General features: G+C 73.6%; 17 protein-coding genes. 10 read left to right on the top strand and 7 right to left on the bottom strand.

Translation table 11 applies throughout. The annotated features are described in order from the left end of the window. Positions 1 to 64: 64 nt before the first annotated feature. The gene (locus tag AAEM63_RS13905) at positions 65 to 1,342 is read right to left on the bottom strand and encodes an LCP family protein (RefSeq protein ID WP_341358842.1); all 1,278 of its coding nucleotides are present in this window, start codon (positions 1,340 to 1,342) and stop codon (positions 65 to 67) included. A 79-nt stretch (positions 1,343 to 1,421) separates the two neighbouring features. Next, a complete protein-coding gene (locus AAEM63_RS13900; protein WP_341358841.1) occupies positions 1,422 to 2,699 on the bottom strand; it encodes an LCP family protein in 1,278 nt (425 codons plus the stop codon). A 134-nt stretch (positions 2,700 to 2,833) separates the two neighbouring features. On the opposite strand from AAEM63_RS13900, the gene AAEM63_RS13895 reads away from it, so the two are divergent. Next, positions 2,834 to 3,682 carry a glycosyltransferase family 2 protein gene (locus AAEM63_RS13895; RefSeq protein ID WP_341358840.1) on the top strand — a complete coding sequence of 283 codons (849 nt, stop codon included), beginning with the start codon at positions 2,834 to 2,836 and terminating at the stop codon, positions 3,680 to 3,682. A gap of 53 nt (positions 3,683 to 3,735) precedes the next feature. Here AAEM63_RS13895 and rfbB read toward each other — a convergent pair whose 3' ends face one another. Together rfbB and AAEM63_RS13885 are read right to left on the bottom strand one after the other, a co-directional pair. Further along, positions 3,736 to 4,731, bottom strand: coding sequence for a dTDP-glucose 4,6-dehydratase (gene rfbB / locus AAEM63_RS13890; RefSeq protein ID WP_341358839.1), 996 nt, complete (start codon positions 4,729 to 4,731; stop codon positions 3,736 to 3,738). 64 nt (positions 4,732 to 4,795) lie between these two features. Beyond that, a complete protein-coding gene (locus AAEM63_RS13885; RefSeq protein WP_341358838.1) occupies positions 4,796 to 6,118 on the bottom strand; it encodes a UDP-glucose/GDP-mannose dehydrogenase family protein in 1,323 nt (440 codons plus the stop codon). Between the two features lie 86 nt (positions 6,119 to 6,204). On the opposite strand from AAEM63_RS13885, the gene AAEM63_RS13880 reads away from it, so the two are divergent. The 6 genes from AAEM63_RS13880 to AAEM63_RS13855 all read left to right on the top strand — a co-directional run bounded on the left by AAEM63_RS13880 (position 6,205) and on the right by AAEM63_RS13855 (position 15,218). Next, the gene (locus tag AAEM63_RS13880) at positions 6,205 to 8,679 is read left to right on the top strand and encodes an N-acetylmuramoyl-L-alanine amidase (protein WP_341358837.1); all 2,475 of its coding nucleotides are present in this window, start codon (positions 6,205 to 6,207) and stop codon (positions 8,677 to 8,679) included. 200 nt (positions 8,680 to 8,879) lie between these two features. Continuing rightward, a complete protein-coding gene (locus AAEM63_RS13875; protein WP_341358836.1) occupies positions 8,880 to 9,713 on the top strand; it encodes an ABC transporter permease in 834 nt (277 codons plus the stop codon). Next, positions 9,710 to 10,972: an ABC transporter ATP-binding protein gene (locus tag AAEM63_RS13870; protein WP_341358835.1), complete on the top strand. Its 1,263-nt coding sequence runs from the start codon at positions 9,710 to 9,712 to the stop codon at positions 10,970 to 10,972. Before AAEM63_RS13875 ends, AAEM63_RS13870 begins: the two co-directional genes overlap by 4 nt. Then, on the top strand, positions 10,969 to 12,333 hold the full coding sequence (locus AAEM63_RS13865; protein WP_341358834.1) for a class I SAM-dependent methyltransferase: 1,365 nt from the start codon (positions 10,969 to 10,971) through the stop codon (positions 12,331 to 12,333). The genes AAEM63_RS13870 and AAEM63_RS13865 overlap by 4 nt, the downstream gene beginning before the upstream one ends. After that, on the top strand, positions 12,330 to 13,154 hold the full coding sequence (locus AAEM63_RS13860) for a rhamnan synthesis F family protein (RefSeq protein ID WP_341358833.1): 825 nt from the start codon (positions 12,330 to 12,332) through the stop codon (positions 13,152 to 13,154). Before AAEM63_RS13865 ends, AAEM63_RS13860 begins: the two co-directional genes overlap by 4 nt. 12 nt (positions 13,155 to 13,166) lie before the next feature. Continuing rightward, complete coding sequence (locus AAEM63_RS13855; RefSeq protein WP_341358832.1) at positions 13,167 to 15,218, top strand: glycoside hydrolase family 99-like domain-containing protein; 2,052 nt, start codon at positions 13,167 to 13,169, stop codon at positions 15,216 to 15,218. Positions 15,219 to 15,267: 49 nt separating this feature from the next. Here AAEM63_RS13855 and AAEM63_RS13850 read toward each other — a convergent pair whose 3' ends face one another. The 3 genes from AAEM63_RS13850 to AAEM63_RS13840 all read right to left on the bottom strand — a co-directional run bounded on the left by AAEM63_RS13850 (position 15,268) and on the right by AAEM63_RS13840 (position 20,611). Further along, complete coding sequence (locus AAEM63_RS13850; RefSeq protein WP_341358831.1) at positions 15,268 to 16,731, bottom strand: hypothetical protein; 1,464 nt, start codon at positions 16,729 to 16,731, stop codon at positions 15,268 to 15,270. A 67-nt stretch (positions 16,732 to 16,798) separates the two neighbouring features. Then, positions 16,799 to 18,850, bottom strand: a complete 2,052-nt coding sequence (locus tag AAEM63_RS13845; protein WP_341358830.1) for an acyltransferase family protein — start codon at positions 18,848 to 18,850, stop codon at positions 16,799 to 16,801. 135 nt (positions 18,851 to 18,985) lie between these two features. After that, a complete protein-coding gene (locus tag AAEM63_RS13840) occupies positions 18,986 to 20,611 on the bottom strand; it encodes a DUF2142 domain-containing protein (protein ID WP_341358829.1) in 1,626 nt (541 codons plus the stop codon). A gap of 170 nt (positions 20,612 to 20,781) precedes the next feature. Here AAEM63_RS13840 and AAEM63_RS13835 point away from each other — a divergent pair, with 170 nt between their 5' ends. From AAEM63_RS13835 to AAEM63_RS13825, 3 genes are read left to right on the top strand one after another with little or no spacing between them, the layout of a single operon-like run. Further along, entirely contained in the window at positions 20,782 to 21,927 is a 1,146-nt protein-coding gene (locus tag AAEM63_RS13835; protein ID WP_341358828.1) for a glycosyltransferase family 2 protein, read from the top strand. After that, positions 21,924 to 23,078, top strand: coding sequence for a glycosyltransferase (locus tag AAEM63_RS13830; RefSeq protein ID WP_341358827.1), 1,155 nt, complete (start codon positions 21,924 to 21,926; stop codon positions 23,076 to 23,078). Before AAEM63_RS13835 ends, AAEM63_RS13830 begins: the two co-directional genes overlap by 4 nt. Continuing rightward, complete coding sequence (locus tag AAEM63_RS13825) at positions 23,078 to 24,040, top strand: lysylphosphatidylglycerol synthase domain-containing protein (protein WP_341358826.1); 963 nt, start codon at positions 23,078 to 23,080, stop codon at positions 24,038 to 24,040. The genes AAEM63_RS13830 and AAEM63_RS13825 overlap by 1 nt, the downstream gene beginning before the upstream one ends. Positions 24,041 to 24,051: the final 11 nt, after the last annotated feature.

Below are 24,051 nucleotides of genomic sequence, written 5' to 3'. Positions count from 1 at the left end.
TCGGTGCGGGCGCCGCGTCGTGCAGGCACCGGGCCCGTCTCGCGGGCACACGGCCGCCCGGCGGTCAACCGGCCTGGAGGTCCTCGGCGGTGAGCTCGCCGTCGCGCAGGCGTGCGAAGAAGTCCGGGGCGCCGTCGGCCAGGAGCACCGTCGAGCCGAGGCTCCCGGCGCGGTGGTCGAGGTCGGCGATCGGCGGCGTGCCGACGAGGCCGTCGGGCCCGGTCGCGGCGCGGAACGCCAGGGCCATCCGGCCGAGGTCGACGATGCCCGTCCCGGGGTCGGTGAGGAGGGCGCCGGTGCCCTCCTCGACGAGGCGGACCTGCGCGGCCGGGTTGAGCGCGGTGGTGGGCTCGGCCACCTCCTTGACGACGGCGCTGACCACCTGTCGCTGGCGCTCGGTGCGGCCGATGTCGCCGTTGGGGTCGGCGTAGCGCATGCGCGCGAACGCCAGCGCGGTGACGCCGTCGGCCTGCGCGCAGCCGGCGGTCCAGGTCAGGCCGGAGAGCTCGTCGGCGACGTCGTAGTCCAGGCAGAGCTCGACCCCGCCGACGGCGTCGACGACGCTGCTGACCCCGCCCATCCCGATCTCGACGTAGTGGTCCACGCCCAGCCCGGTCAGACCCTCGACGGTCTCGACCAGGAGCGGCGGGCCGCCGAGGGAGAAGGCGGCGTTGAGCTTGTTCTCGCCCACGCCCGGGATGGTCACCAGCGTGTCGCGCGGGAGGGAGACCAGGGCGGTGGGGCCGGACTCCGGCACGTGCATGATCATGATGGTGTCGGACCGCTGGCCCTCGGTGGCGTCGGCGACCGCACCGTCGGCGCGGGAGTCGGATCCGGCGAGCAGGTAGGTGGTGCCCGGGGTGTCGGCGGCGCTCGAGAGCGCCTCGACGTGCTGGATACGGGAGTCGGCCCACACGGCCAGGCCGACGGGCCACGCCACCAGCACCACGAGGAGGAGGAGCAGCAGCACCACCAGCGGGCTGCGGCGTCGCCGGCCCCGGCGAGCTCCGGCGGGGCGGCGCGGGGCGTCCGGCCCGGGCGCGGGCGCGGGCCCCGGTGGGGACGCCGCCCCGGGAGCCGGGGCGTACGACGGGGCGGCGGCCCGCGAGGGGGCGTAGGCCGGCGGGCTGTCCGGCGCAGCCCCGCGCACCGAGGTGCGCCGGACGGGGACGTCGGGACGGGCGGTGCGGCGGGGGTGGGCGGGCCGCTGCGCCTCGCCGCCGACGGCGCCGGCGGGCTGGGCCCCCACACCCACGGGTCGGGCCCCGGAGGGGTCCGGGCGACGACCGGGGGCGGCGGGGCGGAAGCTCGGCGGGCGCGGGTCGCCCGAGTTCTCGCTCACCGGTGCTCCCCTCGTCCTGTGCGCCACGTCCGGCCCGCCGGGGGACAGCGTAAGCCCTGCACCTGGACGGACCGGCGCGCTACTTCGTGCACACCGGGATCGTCGGCGTGGGCTCCGCCGTCGGCGCGGACGTCGGGGCGGCCGGCGTCGTGGGCTCCGCCCCCGGCGCGGTGGTCGCGCCCGGCGTCGGTGTCGCCGTCGGCTCCTCGGTGGGCGTCTCGCCGGTGCCCGTCAGCGTGGCCTGGATCGGCTCGTCCGCCGCGATCGCGGCCCACAGCTGCTCCGCCTCGACGGTGGGGCGCACCCGGGGCCCGGCCCACTCGAACGGCATGGTCGCGAAGGAGATCCCACCGGCCTCGAGCCCGCGCAAGGAGTTGGCCAGTCCGGCCATGGTGGTCAGCCCGCCGATGTACTGCCCGGTGGTCAGGGTCGAGGTGGCGGCGTCGAGGAACTGGTAGAGCGCCGGCAGGTCGGTGAGGAGGTTCTTGCCCAGGGCCTCCCGGGCGATCGCCGCGACGAGCTCCTGCTGACGCCCGATGCGCGAGATGTCCGAGCCGTCACCGATCGACTTCCGCGCCCGGGCGAACCCGAGGGCGTCCGTCCCGTCGAGGACCTGGCAGCCCTGCGCGAGCTGGAGCCCCGCCTCGGCGTCGTCGATGTCCTCGGGGACGTACATCGCCACCCCGCCGAGGGCGTCGACCATCTGGGTGAAACCCGCGAAGTCGACCACGACGAAGTCGTCGATGAAGATGCCGGTGAGGTCCTCCACCGTGCGGATCGTGCACGCCGCGGCGGCGCCGACGTCGCCGGTCTGCCCACCGGTCTGGAACGCGGAGTTGAACATGACGTCGCTCTGCTCGGGCGTCGTCGTGCCGTCGGGGAGGGTGCAGCTGGGGACGTCGACGAGGGTGTCGCGCGGGATGGAGACGACGTCGACCCGCGAGCGGTCCGCCGAGACGTGGGCGATCATCGTCGTGTCCGAGCGCATCCCGGCCACGACGCCGGCGGCGCCGGCGCCGTCGACGTCGCTGTCGCCCTCACGCACGTCGGAGCCCATGACGAGGAGGTTGATGGCCTCCCCGGCGCGCTGGTCCACCGGCGCGGCCTCCGCCGTCGCCGAGGGCCGGTCCTCGCCGAGCAGGTCCGTGATGTCGTGCTGGGTGATGTTGCCCTGCATGTCGCTGTAGGCCATGGCCGCGCCGGACCCGGCGAAGAGGGCCACCCCCAGGGCGCCGGCGCCGAGGCGTCGCAGACGCCGGTGCGGGTCGAGCGACACCGCGTGCCGGGGCGCCACGGGCGCGCCGCCGTCCGCGACGGCGGACGGGCGCTGCGGCGGGCGCGTGGCGTGGCGGGGCACAGCATCACATCCTACGGCGGCGCCGCGCCGCGGGGTCATGACCCTCCTCACGTCGCAGCGGGCACCTCCTTGCGCCGCGGCGCCGCCCGGGCCGGGAGCGCAGGCGCGCCCGGGCCCTCACTACGCTAGGCCGGGTGAGTCCCTCGACGGCGGTGCGCGTGGTCACCGTGGCCTTCAACCCCGGGCCGGAGCTGGAGTCCTTCGCGCGGTCGCTGCGAGGGGCCTCCACGGCGCCGGTCCGCCTCGTCGTCGTCGACAACGGCACGGACCACACGGTGGTCGAGGCGGTGTCCCGCGACCACGGCGCCGAGGTCCTGCGCCCCGGACGGAACCTCGGCTACGGCGCCGCCGCGAACCTCGGGTCCGCCGGTGACGACTCCCCGTGGGTCGTCGTGGCCAACCCCGACATCGTCTGGGAGCCGGGCTCGCTCGACGCCCTGGTGGCCGCGGGGGAGCGCCACGGCCGGGCGGGCTCGCTCGGGCCGAAGATCCTCAACACCGACGGCACGGTCTACCCCTCCGCCCGCGCGGTGCCGTCGCTGCGCCAGGGGGCGGGCCACGCCGTCTTCGCGCGGGTGTGGCCCGGCAACCCGTGGACGCGCCAGTACCACCGGCGCCAGGAGGAGGTCCTGCTCACCGAGCACCCCGTGGGCTGGCTCTCCGGTGCGTGCCTGCTGCTGCGCCGGACCGCCCTGGACGCCGTGGGCGGGTTCGACCCCAGCTACTTCATGTTCTTCGAGGACGTCGACCTCGGTGAGCGGCTGGGGCGCTCGGGCTGGGAGAACGTCTACGTCCCGGACGCCGTCGTCGTGCACGACCAGGGCGCGAGCTGGCGGGAGAAGCCCGCCCGGATGATCCTCGCGCACCACCGCAGCGCCGAGCTGTACCTGCACCGGCGCTACGCGGCCTGGTACCTCGCGCCCCTGCGTGGGGCGATCTCGCTGGGGCTGCGGGCCCGGGCGGCGCTGGAGACCCGGCGGTAGGAGCGAAAGCGGCGCCGGGATCCCGCGGGATCCCGGCGCCGCTGTCTGCCGGGCTACTGGCCCTGGGCGGCGTACTTCGCCTCGATGGCGGCCTTCTGGGGCCGCCACCAGTCCTCGTTGGCCCGGTACCAGGCGATCGTGTCGGCGAGGCCGGACCGGAAGTCCTTGAACTGCGGCTCCCAGCCGAGCTCCTCGCGCAGCCGCGTGTTGTCGATCGCGTAGCGCAGGTCGTGTCCCGGGCGGTCGGCGACGTGCTCGTAGTCCTGGGGGTCGTGGCCCATGAGCTCGAGGATGAGCTCGACGACCTCCTTGTTGTTCTTCTCCCCGTCGGCACCGATGAGGTAGGTCTCCCCGATGCGGCCGCGCTCGATGATGCGCCACACCGCGGTGTTGTGGTCGCGTACGTGGATCCAGTCCCGCACGTTCTGGCCGGCCCCGTAGAGCTTGGGCCGGATGCCGTCGACGAGGTTGGTGATCTGGCGCGGGATGAACTTCTCGATGTGCTGGTAGGGCCCGTAGTTGTTCGAGCAGTTCGAGATGGTGGCCTCGACGCCGAACGAGCGCACCCAGGCCCGCACGAGCAGGTCCGAGCCCGCCTTCGTGGAGGAGTAGGGCGAGGAGGGGTTGTAGGGGGTGGCCTCGGTGAACTTCGCCGGGTCGTCGAGCTCGAGGTCCCCGTACACCTCGTCGGTGGAGATGTGGTGGTAGCGGGTCCCGTGCCGCCGCACCGCCTCGAGGAGGGTGAACGTGCCGACGAGGTTCGTGCGGACGAACGGGGACGGGTCGTTGAGCGAGTTGTCGTTGTGCGACTCCGCGGCGAAGTGCACGACGACGTCGGCGTCGGCGACGAGCGGGTCGACGGTGTCGGCGTCGGCGATGTCACCCTCGACGAGCTCGACGTTCGCACCGAGTCCGTCGAGCGAGGCCCGGTTGCCCGCGTAGGTGAGCTTGTCGAGCACCGTCACGTGGGCGTCGGGGTGGTCGGCGACCGTCTGGTGGACGAAGTTCGCGCCGATGAAGCCGGCGCCACCGGTGATGAGAACTCGCACGAAGGGCCTCCTCGGCCGTGGTTCGGGTGCTGACTGCGCTCCAGTATGACCGTTCCGCGTCGGGTCAGGGGCGCCCGATGCCGGCGTAGGTCCAGCCGGCGGCGCGCCAGGTGGCGGGGTCCAGGGCGTTGCGCCCGTCGATGAGGTACGGGCGGGCGACGACCTCGCGCAGGGCGGCGGGGTCGAGCTCGCGGAACTGCTTCCACTCGGTCAGGAGCAGGACGAGGTCGGCCCCCACGGCGGCGGCGTGGGCGTCGTCGGCGACGGTGACGTAGGGCCGCTCCTCGCGCAGCCGGGGGCCGGCGGCGGGGTCGGTGATGACGACGTCGGCGCCCTGGCTCTCGATACGGGCGGCGATGTCGAGCGCGGGGGAGTTGCGCATGTCGTCGCTGTCGGGCTTGAAGGCCGCCCCCAGGACGGCGACCTTCTTGCCCTCGAAGGTCCCGCCGAGGGCGTGCCGGGCGAGGTTGACGACGTGGTCGCGGCGCCGGTCGTTGATGGAGTCGACCTCGCGCAGGAACGTCAGCGCCTGGTCCACGCCCAGCTCGCCGGCGCGGTGCATGAACGCCCGGATGTCCTTGGGCAGGCAGCCGCCGCCGAACCCGATGCCGGCGCGGAGGAACTTGCTTCCGATCCGGTCGTCGTGCCCGATGGCCTCGGCCAGGGCGGTGACGTCGGCGCCGGTCGCCTCGCACAGCTCCGCCATGGCGTTGATGAAGGAGATCTTCGTGGCGAGGAAGGAGTTCGCGGCGACCTTGACCAGCTCAGCGGTGGCGTAGTCGGTGAGCAGGCGCGGGATGTCCTGGGCGAGGAGGTCGGCGTAGACGGCGTCCAGGGTCGCCCGGCCCCGCTCGGCCAGGTCGGCGTCGCCGGGCAGGCCGTAGACGATGCGGTCGGGGGAGATCGTGTCCTGGACCGCGAAGCCCTCGCGGAGGAACTCGGGGTTCCACACCAGGGTGGCGCCGGTGGGGGCGAGCTGCTCGGCGAGCCGCGCCGCGGTGCCGACCGGAACGGTGGACTTGCCGACGACGAGCGTGGGACCGTCCGGGTGCTCGCCCAGGTGCGGCGCGAGCGCGGTCACGGCGGCGTCGACGTAGGTCAGGTCCGCCGCGTAGGAGCCGTCGACCTGGGGGGTGCCGACCCCGATGAAGTGCACCTGCGCCCCGGCGAGGTCCGCGAAGTCGGTGGAGAAGGTGAGCCGGCCGGCCTCGACGTTGCGGGAGAGGACCTCCTCGAAACCGGGCTCGTGGAACGGCGCCCTCCCGCTCCCCAGCAGCGACACCTTCTGCGCGTCGACGTCGACGCCGATCACCTCGTGCCCCAGCTCGGCCATGCACGCCGCGTGCACCGCGCCGAGATAACCGCATCCAATAACCGAAATCTTCATGTCTGCACGGTACCGTCGAGAGCACGGCACGGGTCTTACCAAGGTCCGTGTTGTCTTCCCCGTAGGTCGTTCTGAGGCGCTCTCCCATGGCTTTTCGTCGTCCCACCGCCCTGTCCGTCGCTGCCCTCCTTGTCGGGGGCGCGCTCGTCGTCCCGGCCGCCGGTGCGGCCCAGCCTGCGTCGGCCTCGCCGAGCGGGCTCGGCGCGGCCCCGGCGGCGACCACCGCGCCCGAGCCGGTGACGGTGATCTCGCTCACGGACGCCGCCGGCGACCTCACCCCCGTCGCCGCCCAGGGGGTGGCGGAGCTCGAGGACGCCACGGGCACGTCGAGCGACGACGCCACCATCGGGACCGCGGGTCTGTCTGCGGCCGGCGCCGGTCCGGAGGCGGCGGCGGTGCCCGCCGTGCTGCCGGCCGACACCGCCGCCGACCCCGCCGACATCGCGGTGCTCACTCCGCCGGTGGACACCGAGGAGTTCCTCGTCGCCGGCCTGACCTGGGACGCCGGGGCCGCCCTGCCCTCCGGTGCGCGGGTGTTCCTGCGTGTCCTCGAGGACGGCGTGTGGTCGGACTGGCTCGAGACCCAGGTCGAGGAGGGGGCCGTCCGGACGGGCAGCAGCGCCGAGGGCCGCGCGGGCACCGACCCCTTCGTCACCGGTGGCGCCGAGGCCGTCCAGGTCCAGGTCTCCGGCGACGCCGCCGAGCTGCCCGCCGGGCTCGAGCTCAGCCTCATGCCCGCGAACCCGGCGCCGCCGACCGAGGTCATCACCGACTCGCCCGCCGAGCCCGAGGTCCTGCCCACCGAGGAGCCGACGGCGACGACGGAGCCGGCGGCGTTCCGCTCCCTCGGCACCACGGCTGTGACGGTCGCCACCGCGGCGGGAGCCGTGACCGGCGGGTCTGCGCCGACCGTTGCGGCCACGACGGCTGCCGTCACCACCCCGGCCGTGAGCGGTGCGGTCGCGCCCACCGCGGTACCGGCACCGGCGGTCGTGAGCCGGGCCGGCTGGGGAGCGGACGAGTCCCTCATGACGTGGCAGCCGAAGTACTCCGAGCTCAAGGCCGCCGTCGTCCACCACACCGCCGGCACGAACACCTACACCAGCGGTCAGTCCGCCTCGATCGTGCGGGGCATCTACTACTACCACGCGGTCACCCGCGACTGGGGCGACATCGGCTACAACTTCCTCGTCGACAAGTACGGCCAGGTCTTCGAGGGCCGCCGCGGCTCGCTCGCCGCCACGAACGGGCAGATGACGATCGGCGCGCACGCCGCCCCGGCCAACACCAACACCCTCGGCATCGCGGCGATGGGCGACTACACCGTGGTCGACGCCCCCCAGGTCGTCCTGGACAAGATGGCCGACGTCATCGCCTGGAAGTTCGGCCCGGCCGGGATCGACATGTCCACCCCCAGCGGCATCATCTCCCCGGGCACCTACGCGCTGCCTGCCGGGAAGAACCTGCCGCGCGTCTTCGGCCACCGGGACGTCTCGAGCACCGCGTGCCCCGGCAACGACATCTACGGGCGCATCGCCGGCCTCTCGGACCAGGTCGCCCGCCTCATCGCGGCGTCCTCCGCGCCCGTCCCGGAGCCCGAGCCGGAGCCCGCCCCCGCACCACCTTCGACGGGGAACCCCTACGGCATGGTCGACGGCGTCAGCGTGGTTCGCGGCGGTGTGCGGATCGAGGGCTGGGCCATCGACCCGGACACCACCTCGCCCATCTACGTCTGGGTCACCGTCGACGGCCAGGGACGTCACCTCTACGCCAACGACCCGCGCCCCGACGTCGACCGGGCCTACGGGGCCGGGCCGGACCACGGGTACACCGGAACGTTCGACGCCGGCCCGGGGGCCCACGTCGTCTGCGCCACCGCGTCCAACGTCGGCGCGGGCACCCACCAGCCGCTCGGCTGCCGCACCGTCGTCGTCGAGGGCGACCCGTACGGCAACCTCGAGTCGGTCACGCCGACCCTCGGTGGCATCGAGGTCAAGGGGTGGGCCATCGACCCCGACACCACCGGGCCCGCGTACGTCTGGCTCACCGTCGACGGCCAGGGCCGCCACCTCTACGCCAACCAGGTCCGCGGCGACGTCGGCCGCACCTACCCGGCCTACGGGGACCGTCACGGCTTCCGCAGCACGGTCTTCGCCGCACCCGGTGAGCACGTGGTCTGCGCGACCGCCTCGAACGTCGGGACCGGTGAACACCGTCCCCTCGGCTGCCGGACCGTGACCGTCACCGGCGGCCCGCCGTTCGGCAACTTCGAGCGCGCCACGGGCGTCGACGGCGGGATCGCCCTCAGCGGCTGGGCCATCGACCCCGACACGACCTCCCCGGTGTACGTGTGGGTGACGGTCGACGGTCGGGGCCGCCACCTCTACGCCAGCGGGGAGCGCGGCGACGTCGCGCGGGTCTACCCCCACCTCGGCTCCCGCCACGGGTTCTCGGCCACCCTGGCCGCCGACAGCGGACGCCACCGGGTGTGCGTAACGGGCTCCAATGTCGGGGAGGGCAGCCACAAGCCATTCGTGTGCCGCGACGTCACGGTGCCCTGAGACCTCCGGCACACCCGGGCACCCGGGCGGATCCTCTTGCTACCTTGGTCTGTCGCCGGCCCCCGCCAGGGAGCACCTGGTCCGGGCGCGGGCGCACCACGTGGCACTGGCACCGGAAGGCAGGACGACTCGATGCGCGGACGACCGCGGCCGACGACGGGCACCGCTGGCCCCACCGACGGCTGCGCCGGCGGTGAGCGGTGAGCGCGACCTTCGGCCAGGAGATCCGCCCCGCCGTCCCGATCTGGCGGCAGTGGAACCTCATCAACAACTTCGGTAGACGCGACCTCAAGGCCAAGTTCAACGGGACCCTGCTCGGCTGGGCCTGGTCCCTGGTCGTCCCGCTGGCGACGCTGGGCATCTACACGATCATCTTCTCGATCGTCTTCCGGATGCAGCCGCCCCCGCTCGGCAGCGGGCGTGAGGGCATCTTCGCCGTCTGGCTGTTCGCCGGCCTCGCCCTGTGGTCGTTCTTCAACTCCAGCATCAACGCCGGCATCAACGGGCTCCTGGGCTCGGGCGGGCTGCTCCAGAAGATCTACTTCCCCGCGTACGCGCCGGTGCTCGGCGCGGGCCTGGCCGTGGGGGTCCAGAGCCTCATCGAGCTCGGCCTGCTGCTCGTGGTCCTGCTCTTCCTGGGGAACCTGTCGTGGACGTGGCTGCTCGTCCCGGCGCTGCTCGTGCTCTTCGTCGCGTTCTCCTCCGCCGTCGCGACCGGCATCGCGATCCTCAACGTCTACTACCGCGACCTCGCCCACCTCGTCGCGGTGGCGCTGCAGCTGCTCTTCTACCTCACGCCGATCATCTACACCCCGGAGTTCGTGCCCGAGACCTGGCGCGGCGTCCCGCTGCGGGCGATCGTGGAGTTCAGCCCCATCTCGGAGTTCATCACCCTCTTCCGCGCGCTCGTGTACGACCTCACCCCGGGCACGCTGACGCAGTGGGTGTCGGTGGCACTGTGGACGGGCGCCGCGCTCGTCTTCGGCTCGCTCGTGTACAGACGCCGCGGCGGGGACCTGGGGGAGCAGATATGACCGAGGTCGCGATCAGGGTCGAGAACGTCAGCAAGACCTTCACGATCCACAACGAGCGCCGGGACACCGTCAAGGAGCGGTTCGTCCGCGGGTCCGCCAAGGGCAAGCACGTCTTCCACGCCCTCGAGGACGTCAGCTTCGAGGTCCCCCGGGGCTCGACCTTCGGCCTCATCGGCCACAACGGCTCGGGCAAGTCCACGATGCTCAAGGTGCTCGCGGGCGTCTACCGGCCCAACTCCGGCCGGGTGCTCGTCGACGGCCGGGTCTCGGCCCTCCTCGAGCTCGGCGCCGGGTTCCACGGCGAACTCACGGGGCGGGAGAACATCTACCTCAACGGCGCGATCCTCGGCCTGACGAAGAAGCAGATCGAGGCATCGATCGACGAGATCATCGACTTCGCCGACATCGGCGAGTTCATCGACTCGCCCGTGAAGGTCTACTCCTCGGGGATGTACGTCCGGCTCGGCTTCGCCGTCGCCGTCACCCTCGACCCGGAGATCCTCATCGTCGACGAGATCATCGCCGTCGGCGACGAGGAGTTCCAGCGCAAGTGCTTCGACTACCTCTTCGAGCTGCGCAAGCGCGGCACCACCATCGTCCTGGTCACGCACTCCCTGGGCCTGGCCGCGGACCTGTGCGACAGCGCCGTCTGGCTCGACCACGGCCGTCCCAAGATGGTCGGCGACGTCCGCGAGGTCATCGACGGCTACCTCGCCTCGGTGAACCAGAAGGAGTTCGCCCGCCGGCAGGAGGAGGCCGACGAGGCGGGGGACGGCGACGCGCCCGAGGTCCTCGCCCCCGTCCCGCGCCTGGGTTCGGGCGAGGTCCGGATGAAGAGCATCGAGATCCTCGGGCCTGACGGCACCGAGGTGCCCATCGTCAGCCCCGGCGAGGCCTGCACCGTCCGCGTCCACGTCCACGCCCGCGAGGCGGTCCACGACGTCGAGGTCGGCCTGGCGTTCGTGCACGAGTCGGGCATGACCCTCGCCGGCCCGAACTCCGGGCAGGAGCGGCGCACGTACGACTTCCCGCAGGGTCCCAGCTTCGTCGACTTCCACCTCGACACCCTGCCCATCCAGCCCGGGACGTTCGCCGTGAGCACGTCGCTCATCACCAAGGGACACACCTACGACTACGCGGACCGCGAGAAGGACTTCATCGTGCGGGCCGACCGGGCGGTGACCGAGCCCGGCCTCACCCGTATCGTCGGGCGATGGAGCCCCGAACCGTCGATCGCAGCGAAGGGGAGCCGAGCATGACCGAGGAGACCACCACCGGCGGCGCGACCACGCCCGCCACCACCGGCGGGACCAGCCCCGCCGGCGGCGGGACCGCGCCCGCGAGCAGGGCGCTGGACCTGCCCACCCTCCAGCGGGCGCTCGAGGCGCTTGCCACCGGTGACCGCGCCGCCGCCGAGGCGGTACTCGCCGCCGCCGACCTCGACGAGAACGCACGGCGGGAGCTGACCGCACCGCTGCAGGGCGTCGGCACCGACGCCGAGGCCGCCCAGGAGCTCGGCGAGGCCCTGCGCAGCCAGGGCCTCGGCCACGACCTCGTGAACGAGGCCTACCGGGCGGCGTTCTACCTCTCGGGCCGCAGCGAGGAGCTCTCCGCGAACCCCCTGTACGCCTACTTCCTGGCGCACCGCTCGGGCGGGGCGCTCGACAAGTGGGTCCACTACTTCCCCGCCTACCACCGCCACCTCGAGCGGTTCCGCGACCGTCCCGTGCGCGTCCTCGAGATCGGCGTCTACCGCGGCGGCGGGCTGGCCATGTGGCAGCACTACCTCGGCCCGGACGCCACCGTCGTCGGTCTCGACGTCGACCCGGCCGCCAAGGAGGCCGCGGGCCCGGGCTTCACGGTCGAGCTCGGCGACCAGGCCGACCCCGAGGTCCTGCGCCGCCTCCACGGCCGGTACGGCCCGTTCGACGTCGTCATCGACGACGGCGGCCACACCATGGTCCAGCAGCGCACCACCGTCGAGACCCTGTTCCCCCTCCTCGCCGAGGACGGCGTCCTGCTCGTCGAGGACTGCCACACCTCCTACTGGCCCGAGTACGAGGGCGGACGCGGGCGGGCCGGCACGTTCGTCGAGTGGGTCAAGGACCGCCTCGACGACCTCCACGCCAACCACACCGACGGCGCGGACGCCACCACCGTCTGGGCCACCCACCTCGACGCCGTGCACGTGCACGACTCCCTCGTCGTGCTGGACAAGAAGGAGCGGTTCCGGCCCTTCAGCGAGATGGCCGGGACGTCGGCCTACCTGCGCGTGGACCGTCCCGCGGAGGGCCACCTGCTCGACCTCATCGCCGCCCGCGACGCCGCCCGCGCCGAGGTCGAGGCGCTGGAGGCCGAGCTCGCCGAGCTCGCCGGGGCGGGGATTCCCGTCGCGGCCGCCGACCCGACCGCCGAGGAGCTGCGCCGCACCCGATCCGCGTTGCGCCAGGTCCAGTCCCAGCTGGCGGAGACCGGCACCGCGCTGTCCACCCTGCAGAGCGAGGTGGCCAGCACCAACGGCCGGCTCCTGGAGAGCTGGGAGCAGATCCACCTCATGCGCAAGTCGGTCTCCTGGCGCCTGACCGCCCCCCTGCGGGCGGTGCGCGGGATGATGAAGTGAGGAAGGCCGACCGCCCGCTCGTCCTGGACGTCGTGGGCGACCGGGTCACGGTCGAGCACGGCGCGGACGTGGACGTCACCGCCACCGGCCGGGCCGCGCTCGTCGCCCAGTACTCGCGCGGGAACGTCATGTCCCGCTCGCTCCTCGAGCTCGTGCGCCAGCTCGACGACGGCGGGTACCGCTGCGTCGTCGTCTCCACGTGCGAGTCGCCCGAGCCGCTCGTCTGGCCGGGTGAGCTGCCCGCGGCGACGGTGGTCCTGCGCCGGCCGAACCTCGGCTACGACTTCGGCTCGTGGGCCGTCGCCCTGGACCGCTACCCGGCGGTGGCCGCCCTGCCGCGGGTCATCCTCACCAACGACTCCATGGCCGGTCCGTTCGCGCCGATCGCGCCCCTGCTCGAGGCGTTCGACACCGGGCATACCGACGTGTGGTCGCTCACCGACTCCTACCAGCTCGGCCGCCACATCCAGAGCTTCTTCGTGGGCTTCCGTGACGGCGTGCTGGCCGAGCCGCCCTTCCGCACCTTCTTCCGCAAGGTCCGGGTGGAGAAGGAGAAGATGGACGTCGTCCACCGCTACGAGGTGGGCCTGACCCGGACCTGCTTCGGCGGCGGGTACTCCATGTCCACCCAGTTCCGGTCCAACGACCTCGGGGTCGGCGCCGAGAACCCCACCCTGGCGGGTTGGCAGCAGCTCCTCGCGGTGGGCTTCCCGTTCGTCAAGCGCACCCTCATCAACGACCCGTCCACCGCCCCCGGCGCCGAGAACGCGGCCCAGGTCGTTCGTCGCCGGTTCGGCGTCGAGCTGTCCGACTGGCTGTAGGAGAGAAGACGTATGCGCAAGATCACGGTCGCCGGCGTGCGCCGGCGCGCGGCCCGCTACTCGATGATCGCCAAGTCCGGCGTCATCACCTACCTCGAGGACGGCACCCTCCCCGGCCGGTCGCGCTCGGTCTCCCCGGTCGACTTCGGCGCCTGGCTGCGCCGCGGGGCCGGCCGCAAGGCGTCGGGCCACCCGGACAGCTGGCGGGTGGACCCCCAGCTGCCGCTGGAGAGCCCGGCGAAGATCGCCGTCGTCGTCCACGTCTTCTACGCCGACCTCCTCCCCGAGCTCCTCGCGAGCCTCGCGGCGCTGCCGGTCGAGTTCGACCTCGTGGTCACCAACGCCTCCGGCGAGACGGTCACCGTCCCGCGCGACGGCCTGCCCCGGCTGCGCAACGTCGTCCTCTTCGACGTCGAGAACCGCGGCCGCGACATCTTCCCCCTGGTCCAGGTGGTCAACGCCGGCATCCTCGACCCCTACGAGCTGGTCCTGAAGCTGCACACCAAGAAGAGCGCCTGGCGCGAGGAGCACGCCGAGCTCAGCGGCTCGGGCGGGGAGTGGAAGGACCAGTTCCTCTCCTCCCTGGTGGGCGGGCAGGACGAGGTCACGGCCATCCTGGACGCCTTCGCCGACGACCCGAACCTGGGGCTGGTCACCGCCCCGGGAAACATCGTCGGCAAGGAGTTCTGGGGCGCCGACGAGCAGATCACCCGCGAGCTGCTGCGCCGCCTCGAGCTCGACGTCGACCACGACGCCCTCCGCTTCGCCGCCGGGTCGATGTACTGGGTCCGCGCCTTCGTCCTGCAGGGGCTGCGTGCGCTCAACCTCACCGCGGACGACTTCGACGACGAGGCCGGCCAGATCGACGGCACGACCGCCCACGCGATCGAGCGCTCCATCGGCATCCTCACCGAGGAGGCGGGGCTGACCCTCACCGAGACCGACACCCTCCCGGCCGCGCCCACCGGGGGCTGGGAGCGCTACCGCTTCGCCGCCCCCCGCACCCCGGGCGTGAGGTTCGTCCCGTTCTACCTGGGCCAGTTCCACCCGACGCCGGAGAACGACGTGTGGTGGGGCAAGGGCTTCACCGAGTGGACCAACGTGACGGCGGCACGGCCGGTCTACCGTGGCCACCACCAGCCCAAGCTGCCCAGCGAGCTGGGCTTCTACGACCTGCGGCTCGACGAGATCCGGGAGGCCCAGGCGCGCCTCGCGCGGGAGCACGGCATCGCCGCGTTCATGTACTACTACTACTGGTTCGCCGGCCAGCGACTGCTCTCCGAGCCCATCGAGCGGCTCCTCGCGTCCGACACGCCGATGCCGTTCTGCATCATGTGGGCCAACGAGAACTGGACCCGCCGGTGGGACGGCCGCTCCTCCGACATCCTCATCGGGCAGGACTACGACCTCGTCCCCGCCGAGTCCTTCATCGACGACGTCATGCCCTTCCTCAAGGACCCCCGCTACCTGCGCGTCGGCGGCCGTCCGGTGCTGGCGGTGTACCGGCCGGCACAGATGGACGACTTCGACGCCGTGCTCGAGACGTGGCGGCGCCGGGCGCGCGAGGAGGGCGTCGGCGAGCTCCTCGTGCTGGCGGTCGCCGTGGCCGAGGAGTTCGACGGCATCGGCGCGAACTTCCGCGAGCACGGCCTCGACGGCACCCTGGGCTTCCCCCCGCACAACCTCCCCTGGGCGCCCGGACCGGCGGAGAAGCTCGCCCTCCAGCCCCAGTTCCGGGGCAACCTCATGAGCTACGGCGCGCTGGCCGAGGCGGCGCGGACCCGGCTGCGCACCCTCGCCGACGGCGTCAACCCCGGCGTCATGGTCAACTTCGACAACACGGCGCGGCGCCAGTGGCGGCCCGACGTCTGGTACGGCTCCAACCCCTACACGTTCCGGCGCTGGGTGGCGCAGGCGGCCGCGGCCGTCATGCACCGGCCGCCGGAGGAGCGGCTGGTGTTCATCAACGCGTGGAACGAGTGGGCCGAGGGAGCGATCCTCGAGCCGACCGACCGGGCCGGGCGCACCTACCTCCAGGCCGTCCGGGACGTCGCCTTCGGCTGACGACCGGGACGGCAACCCGCGGGCGCACGGCCTCGCCGCTCGCCCTGCATCAGGTGGCGAGCACCCGCTCCGGCGAGCGTGAGGGCAGCGCTGACCGCCCGGCCCGGACGTGCCTGGGCGGTCCCGGCGCCACCCACGGGGTCGCGCGCACCGAGAGGACCGCGAAGGTGACGGCGACGTAGCCGAGCAGCAGGACGGCGACCGCGGCGACGGGGAACGTCGGTGCGTCCCCCGGCTCCGGCACCCGGGTGACGGCCGCGACCATCCAGGTCCCGAGCTGGCCCTGGACCACCAGGGCCCAGACCGCAAGGGCCGCCGCGCCCACGCGGGGCAGACCGGCGAGCCCGGCGGCCAGGACGAGGAAGACCGGCACCGCGACGGGCAGCAGGTAGCGGGCGTGGAGCTGCCCGCCCTCCGTGGCGTAGAGCAGCTGCTGGAGGACGACCAGCGCCGTGGTCGCACCGACGAGCGCCAGCGGTCCGGCGTCGCCTCGCCCGGGCGGGTGCTCGCGCCGCCGCCGCACCAGCACCACGACGCCGACCAGCAGGGGCAGGACAACCGTGGCGACCGTGAGGAGCTCGGCGTCGAACGCCCGGCCGTGACCGAAGAGCTTCCCCAGCCGCACCCAGCCGGCGGGGTCGGTGACGAGCTCGGCCAGGCTGCGCTCGGTCCGGCCCATGACCTCCTGGCCCCACTCCGGCTGACCGCCGGTGAAACGTCCCGTCAGCCGGTAGTTGCGCACGTAGAACCACAGTGCCGCCGCGAGGACCGTCGCTCCGATCCCGGTCGCCCAGCCGGCGGACCGGAGGAGTCGCGTCCAGCGGCCCCGTCGCCCGCCGGGCAGGGCGGACAGGACGACGGCGATCAGGCACGCGGCGAGCACGGTGGCGACCGCGGCACGACTGAGCATCCCGGCGCTGCCGACGGCCGCGAGGGCGGCGGTGCGCCCCGGCGTCATCCCGAGGCGCAGCACCCGCGCGGTGACGCCGAGGAGTGCGGTGGCCCACAGGGCGGCGAAGTTGTCGTTGTAGATCTCCGCGCCGGTACGCATGAGCCACGTGCTCGACGCGGCCACGACCCCGGTGGCGAGGACGAGGCGCGGCCGGCGGGGCAGGACCTGCGCCGTCGCCCACATGACCGCAGCGACCAGGAGCACGGCGATGCCCACGTTGAGCGCCCGGGCACCGTACCCGGCAAGCAGGTACCCGGCGGCCCCGGTCACCGGTCCCACGACCGGCGCGAGCAGGGCGTAGTAGAGGGGCGGGTGCTGGGCGGTCCACTGCCACGGCGCTACGAACCCGAAGGGCGGGTCCACGACCGCGCCGTCCTCGAAGACCGGCAGGGTGCCTCGCCACACCTGATAGGCGTGGTCGAAGTGGACGGCCTCGTCCGCCGAGGAGAACAGGGGGGTCGCGAGGGCGACGGCGGTGGCGGACGCGGCGGTCGCGAGGAGGACGGCGACGACGCCCCGGGCCAGCCGTGGGTCGGCCGGCAGCGTCGGTGACGGTCTCACCCGCCCACCCTAGTGAGGCGAGGTCGCACCCCCACACCGACCCGCTCGTCGTGCCCCGCGGGGTTGGTCACCACCCCGTGGAGGCGAGGAGCCGTTCCTCGAGCGAGGGGGCGAGCGAGGTGAGGTACGTCGTCGTGAGGTGGTTGCTGTCGAAGTACGCGTAGACGTTCCCGATGACGGCGGGACAGGTGCCGTCCGGGCACACGAGGTCAGTGAGGTCGAGGACGTGCACGCCGGGGGTGCGGGCGAGCGAGGCGGCCGGGTTCGTCGTCGCCATCGAGGCCTCGAGGGGGATCGAGCAGGCCGTCGGGTCCTCCTCCTCGAGGGCGCACTCGTAGGGGTCGAACGTGAAGCGCGGGTTGTCCCGGAGGGCGATGACCTCGATGCCGGCGTCGGTGAAGCGCGCCGCGGTCTCCTCGTACCCCGGGACGACCCGCTCGGGGGTGCCGTTGGGGTAGGTGTTGGTCGCGATCGTGAGCACGGCGTCCGGCCCGAGCTGCTCGACGAAGTCGTACGCCATCGGCAGCCAGTCGGCGCAGTGGTCGGGCTGCGAGGAGTGGGTGGGGTCGCCGAAGTTGCAGCCGGCGTTGAGCAGGGACACGATCTGCCAGCCCCGCTCCCGGGCGAGCGGTGCGACCGCCGCCGTCCACTGCTGCGTGTGCGAGTCGCCGAGGGCGACGACCACCCGCTCCGGGTCGTCCACGGCGGGGCTCTGGGTGCACCGGCCGGACAGGGCCTCCTCGTCCGGGCGGAACCGCCCCTCGCACTCCTGCTCGAGGTCGAACCAGTCGGGCTGGTCGGCCGGCAGGGGGACGGTCGGGGCGTCCGGGTCGCCGGCCGGCTCGTAGTCGGCGGCGAGCGCGGCCGCGCCGGGGTTGTCCTGCGCGCCGGCGGCCGCGGCCTCCGCCGCCTCCTGCGCCAGGGCGCTGCGCCACCACGTCAGCGGGGCAGCGACGAGCGCCAGGCTCACGAGGATGACGACGGCGCCGCGCAGGGGGCTGCGCTCCGCCCAGGACAGCCGGCGCAGCGGCGTCTCCACGACGCGGGTGACGAGCTCGGCCAGGAGGATCGACGACGCGACGATCGCGAGCCCGTCGAGCAGGCCGGCGGACTCCCGGCCGGTGGCGACGAGGTAGAGGACGAGGATCGGCCAGTGGACGAGGTACAGGGCGTACGAGCTGTTCCCGAGCGCGACGAGCGGGCGGAAGGAGAGGAACCGGTCGGCGCCGAGCGCGGTGCCGGTGCCGCCGGCGGCGAGCACGGACCCAGCGGCGAGGATGGGCCACAGCGCGACGTAGCCCGGGAAGGCCCGTTCGACGGGAAGCACCAGCCCGACGGCCACCAGTGCGGCCAGGCCGGCCCACCCGAGCACCACCTTGAGCCCGCGTGGCAGACGGACGAGCGGCAGCGCCAGCGCCAGCAGGGAGCCGGCGGCGAACTCCCACAGGCGGGCCCTGGAGTCGAAGTAGGCGAAGGGCTGGTTCGCGGCGGTCTCGACCACCGACCACGCGAGCGAGGCGGCGAAGACGGTCCCGAACGTCACCGCCAGGACCCCGCGGTAGGACCACCCGGTGCGCCGGCTGACCCATGCGCCGAGCGCGAGGAGGATCGGCCACAGGATGAAGACCTGACCCTGGATCGACAACGACCAGAAGTGCTGCAACGGGCTGGCCGTGGCGTGCTCGGCGGCGTAGTAGTCGACCGACCGGGAGGCCAGCAGCCAGTTCTGGACGTACAGCAGCGACGCCCACGCCTGGTCGATCGTCTCCTCCCACCGGGAGGCCGGGGCGAGCAGCCGCACGGCGGCGACCGTGCCGAGGATCGTCACGACGGCGGCCGGCAGCAGGCGCCGGAAGCGGTGCGCCCAGTGGCCCAGGAGCTCCAGCGGCCGCCCCGCCTCCACCTTGCGGACGAAGGACTCGGTGAGGAGGAACGCCGAGATCATGAGGAAGACGTCGACGCCCCCGGAGACCCTTCCGAGCCAGACGTGGTAGACGACCACCAGGAGGACCGCCAGGGAGCGCAGCCCCTGGATGTCGGCACGGTAGACCGCGGCGCGCGCGGCGGGGAGGTCCGGACGGGGGTGCGCCGGACGGGCGAGGTCGACGTCCACGGGCACCCCGGGATCCTACGGCGGTCCGCGTGGACCGGCATCCGGGCGCGGTCTCGCCGGGTCGTGAGCCCGCCCGCAGACGGAGCGTCGCCGGGTCGTGAGCCCGCCCGCAGACGGAGCGTCGCCGGGCCGCGAGCGCTGTCAGCCGCGCTGGTGCAGGGCGAGCTCGCCCGCCGGGCGCGGCTCGTCCGCCCGTGCCCCGGGCCGGGCGAGCACGAGGGCAGCGACGCCGAGGACGGCCGGCGCGACGACGGTCACGGCGAGCCACGGCGTCGTCAGCAGGCTCCACGACCCCCACCGGACGACCGCGTCGGAGACGGAGCCGTCATAGGGCTGGTAGAAGGCCTGGAACGCCCACACCACCGAGAAGGCCGCCAGGGCCAGCGCCGTCACGACCGACGCCAGCGGCAGCCAGCGCACGAACCGCGGGGCGATCCGCCGCGTCCCCCGGGTGAGGCTCCAGGCCACGGCGGTGAGCATCGCCGCGAGACCGGAGAAGAGGTAGCGGCCCTGCAGGCCGCCGAACAGTCCGGTGGAGGAGTAGTGGGCGACCGAGCCGGCCATGACGACCGCGAGCGTGCCGACCGGCAGGACGAGCAGGACCGCCATGGGCCGACGCTCGGGGGAGGGGACCACGACGGCCGCGACGACGAGGACGACGAGGAGGATCCCGAGGGTCATCTCGAGCCAGAACGGCAGCGGCACCTCGAGCCAGCCGAAGTTGCCCCAGATCGACCGGTTGAGGCGTTCGAAGGCCTCCGGCACGAACTCCACCGCGGTGGGGGTCTGGTCGCCCCAGTCCATCCGGGGGGTGGGCATGCCCGACGGCTGGAGCGTGCCGTGGACGAGGAGGTTGCGCGCCCACCACCAGCCGCCGACGACGAACGCCACGGCGAGGGCCGCGAATGCCGACAGCCAGCGCCGCCCCGTCCGCGGGTTGCCCGCCCTGCCCAGGACGAACGCGAGGGCGACCACGGGGATCGCGGCGAGGAGGAAGCCCTTGGTGAGCAGGCCCAGCCCGAGCGTCACGCCCGTGACCACCACGAGCCCGGTGGTGTGCCGGCCGGTGAGGGCGCGGGCGGCGAGGTAGGTCACCCCCAGCCCGAGGACCGTGGTGAGCGAGTCGTTCGTCACGGCGGCGTTGATGTGCGCGAACTGGCCGATCCCGACGACCCCGGCGCCGGCCACGACCCCGGCGGTGGCCGAGCCGACGACGCGGCGGGCGGTGGCTGCCACGAGGGGCACCGACCACATGGCGATGAACGCGTCGACGAGACGCATGAAGAGGAGCTGGACGTCCCAGCGCCACCCGTCACCGCCGAGCAGTGCGACGAGCCCGCCCATGAGGCCGTAGTAGAGGGGCGGGTGCTGAGTCATCTGGTCGTGGCTGGGCGCGATCTCGTCCTGGAGGTTCGCGGTGTGGTCCAGCACCGACCGCTGGGCCGGGTCGGAGGGCTGCAGCTCGACGAAGTCCGCACCCCAGCCCTGGAGCGTTCCCCGGGGCAGCAGCGAGGCGGTGAACATGCCGATGCCCTGGTCCTGCCGGCTGAAACCCGCCTCCCGGGTGGCGATGAGGGTGGCGTCGGAGATCATCGCGGTGCCCGGCGCGGGCCAGCCGCCGCCGGTCGCGACCCGCATGACCGAGTTGTAGTGCTGCGGCTCGTCGGGCGCGCGGAACCCGGGCGTGAGGACCGCCCAGAGCGCCATGACCGCTCCCAGGAGCACCGTCAGCGCAGCGACGGTCCGGCGGTAGGAAGTCTGCGACACACCCTCGAGGGTAACGGCCGAGCGGGCGCCGCCGGCCGGAGTGTGAGCGACGTGACTGAGCCGGGCGGGGCCGAGTCGGTAGGATTCGCTGTGTCGGTGCGACGGTCCGGATCGTCCGGCACCGTCGTCGCGCCCCTCGCGACGAGCCGACCGAGCGATTCGAGGAGTCCATGAAGCTGTTCGTCCAGGTTCCGTGCCTGAACGAGGAGGAGACCCTCCCGTCGGTCCTCGAGACGATCCCGCGGGAGATCCCCGGCATCGACGCGGTGGAGATCCTCATCATCGACGACGGCTCCACCGACCGCACCGTCGAGGTCGCCCGGGCCCACGGCGTGACGCACATCGTCCAGCACGCCCGCAACATGGGTCTGGCGCGCTCGTTCCGCGACGGCGTGGACTACGCCCTCGCCCACGGCGCCGACATCGTCGTCAACACCGACGGCGACAACCAGTACCCGCAGTCCCGGATCACCGACCTCGTCCAGCCCATCGTGCGGGGCGAGGCCGACATCGTCATCGCGGACCGGCAGACCTCGAAGATCGCCCACTTCTCCCCGTTCAAGAAGGCGATGCAGAAGATCGGGTCCGAGGTGGTCAACGTCGCCGCGGGCACGGACCTGCCCGACGCCGCGAGCGGGTTCCGCGCCTACTCCAAGGCCTCGCTCATCCGGCTCAACGTCGTCACGCAGTTCTCCTACTGCATGGAGACGATCATCCAGGCGGGGAACAAGCGGCTGCGGATCGCGTCGGTGCCGGTGACGACCAACGCCAAGACCCGCGAGTCGCGGCTGTTCAAGAACATCTGGCAGCACATGTTCAAGTCGGGCACGGCGATCAGCCGCTCCTACCTCATGTTCAAGCCGCACATCGTCCTGGGCGGCCTGGGCACCATCATGCTCGTGGCCGCGCTCATCCCGTTCGTGCGGTACCTGGTCCTGCTGCTCATGGGTGACGCCGGCGGTCACGTCCAGTCGCTCATCTTCGGCACGGCCATGCTCGTCGGCGCCCTGCTCAGCTACGCGCTGCTCGTCATCGCCGACCTCCAGCGCACCAACCGGGTCCTGCTCGAGGAGTCGCTCGAGAGGCTCAAGGAGATGCAGTACCGCCCGCCGGCCGAGGTCCTCGCCGACGTCACCGCCCTGTGGCCCGCGGGCGGCCACGCGCTGCCCGCGACGGCGGACGCTCCCGCGGCGCCCGCCGACGCGGTGCGCGGCGCCCGGCCCGCGACCACCGCCACCGGGGAGACCGTCGTCCCCGGCGGGGAGAGCGACGCCGCGCCGCACGTGACCGCGGGAGAAGCGGTCCACCGACGGTGAGGGTGCTGGGCTTCGGCACCTACGACGCCCAGCGCCACCCCAGGATCGAGGTGCTCCTCGACGGGATGCGTGCGCACGGCCTGGACGTCTCGGAGCTCGTCCGCCCGCTCGGCCTGTCCACCGCCGAGCGTGTGCGCATGCTCCAGCAGCCCTGGCGGGTCGCGGGCCTGGGCGCGCGGGTCCTGTCCCGGTGGGCCCGGCTGGCCGTCGCGGCACGGCGCCGGTGGCCGCGGCCCGACGTCGTCGTCGTCGGGTACCTCGGGCACTTCGACGTCCTCCTCGCACGTCTCCTCTTCCCCCGCTCGGTGGTCGTCCTGGACCACCTCGTCTTCGCCGCGACCACCGCGACCGACCGCGGCACCCCGACCGGGGTGCGTACCTGGCTGCTGGGCCTGCTCGACCGCGCCGCGATCGCCGCCGCCGACGTCGTCGTCGTGGACACCGACGAGCACCGCGCACTGGTGCCGGCCGGCCGGCGGTCCGACACGGTCGTCGCTCCCGTGGGGGCGCCGTCGGCGTGGTTCACGGCCGCCGCCGCGCAGGCGTCCGGCCGGGCGGTCGGGGTCGACACCCCGGAGGGGGCCGACGGGCGCCTCACGGTCATCTTCTACGGCCTGTTCACCCCGCTCCAGGGTGCGCCCGTCATCGGCCGTGCCCTGCGCCTGCTGCACGAGCGGGGCGTGGCCGTGCGCGCGACCCTCGTCGGTGACGGTCAGGACGCCGCCGAGGTGCGCGACCTCGTGGCCGGCCTGGACGAGGTCCGCTGGCTGCCCTGGGTCGACCCGCCGGAGCTGCCGGCCGTCGTCGCCGCGCACGACGTCTGCCTGGGGATCTTCGGCGCCTCCGGCAAGGCGCTGCGGGTCGTGCCCAACAAGGTCTACCAGGGGGCCGCGGCCGGCACCGCGGTGGTGACGGCGGACACCGCCCCGCAGCGCCGGGTCCTCGGCGACGCCGCCGTCCTCGTGCCCCCGGGCAGCGCCACGGCGCTCGCGGACGCGCTCGCGCGGCTGGCGGCGGACCCCGGGGAGCTCGCGGCACGGCGCCGGGCGGCGGCGGACCTCGCAGCGCGCGCGTTCACACCGGCGGCCGTCGCCGCCCCGGTCGTCGAGGCGCTCCAGGCCGTCCGGCCGCGCGCCGGGGGAGGTCGCTGATGGGACGCGTCGTGGAGGCACTGCGCTCGCGCTGGGTGCGGCGGGGCTTCGTGCTCCTGGCTCTCGCCGCTGCCGTGTGGGCGGTGGCGAGCCAGTGGGAGGAGGTGAGCTCGGCGGCCGTCCGGCTGGGCCCGGCGACCCTCGCCGCCTCGCTGGCCGTCAGCGTCGTCTTCGTCGTCATGACGATGCTGTCGTGGCGTGTGGTGCTCGCCGACATGGGCTCGCCCCTGTCCCTGCGGTCTGCGGCCGCCCTGTTCTTCGTCTCCCAGGTGGCCAAGTACCTCCCGGGCGGGGTGTGGAACATCCTCGCCGCCGCGGAGATGGGCGCCGACCACGCCATCCCGCGCCGCCGCTCCGTCTCCGTCATGGCGGTGTCCCTGCTCGTCTCCGTCGTCACCGGCAGCGCGCTCGCCCTCGCCGCGATCGCCGTCGCGCCCGGAGAGGACGCGGCCGCGTACAGCTGGGTGGGCTGGGCGTTCCCGGCGTTCCTCGTCCTGCTCGCCCCGCCCGTGCTCAACCGGGTCCTCGGCCTGGCGCTGCGCCTGACCCGGCGGCCGCCGCTGGAGAAGCCCGTCAGCGCCCGCGGCGTCGCCCTCGCCGCCCTCTGGTCGGTGCTGTCCTGGCTCACCGCCGGCGTCCAGGTGAGCCTCCTGGCGGTCCCGCTCGGCATGGACCTCACGGCCGCGACGTACGCCCTCGCCGCCGGGGGCTACGCCCTCGCGTGGACCGTCGGCTTCCTCGTGCTCGTCGTCCCGGCGGGGGTGGGCATCCGCGAGGCGGTCCTGGGGGCGGTCCTCACCACCCAGCTCGGGACCGGTGCCGTCGTCCTCGTCGTCCTCCTCAGCCGGGTGCTGCTCACCGGCGCGGACCTGCTCCTGGGCGCCGTCGGGCTGCTCCTCGCCCGGGGCGGGGCGGTCCCCGTCGCGGACCCCGAGAAGACGGGGAGTGCCGCCCAGCCGTAGCGGGGCGAACG

Origin of the sequence: Georgenia sp. M64, assembly GCF_038049925.1 — a bacterium.
Lineage (GTDB): Bacteria > Actinomycetota > Actinomycetes > Actinomycetales > Actinomycetaceae > Georgenia.
Note: the sequence above shows the minus strand (reverse complement) of the source record. Positions and strands in the feature narration are given on the sequence as shown.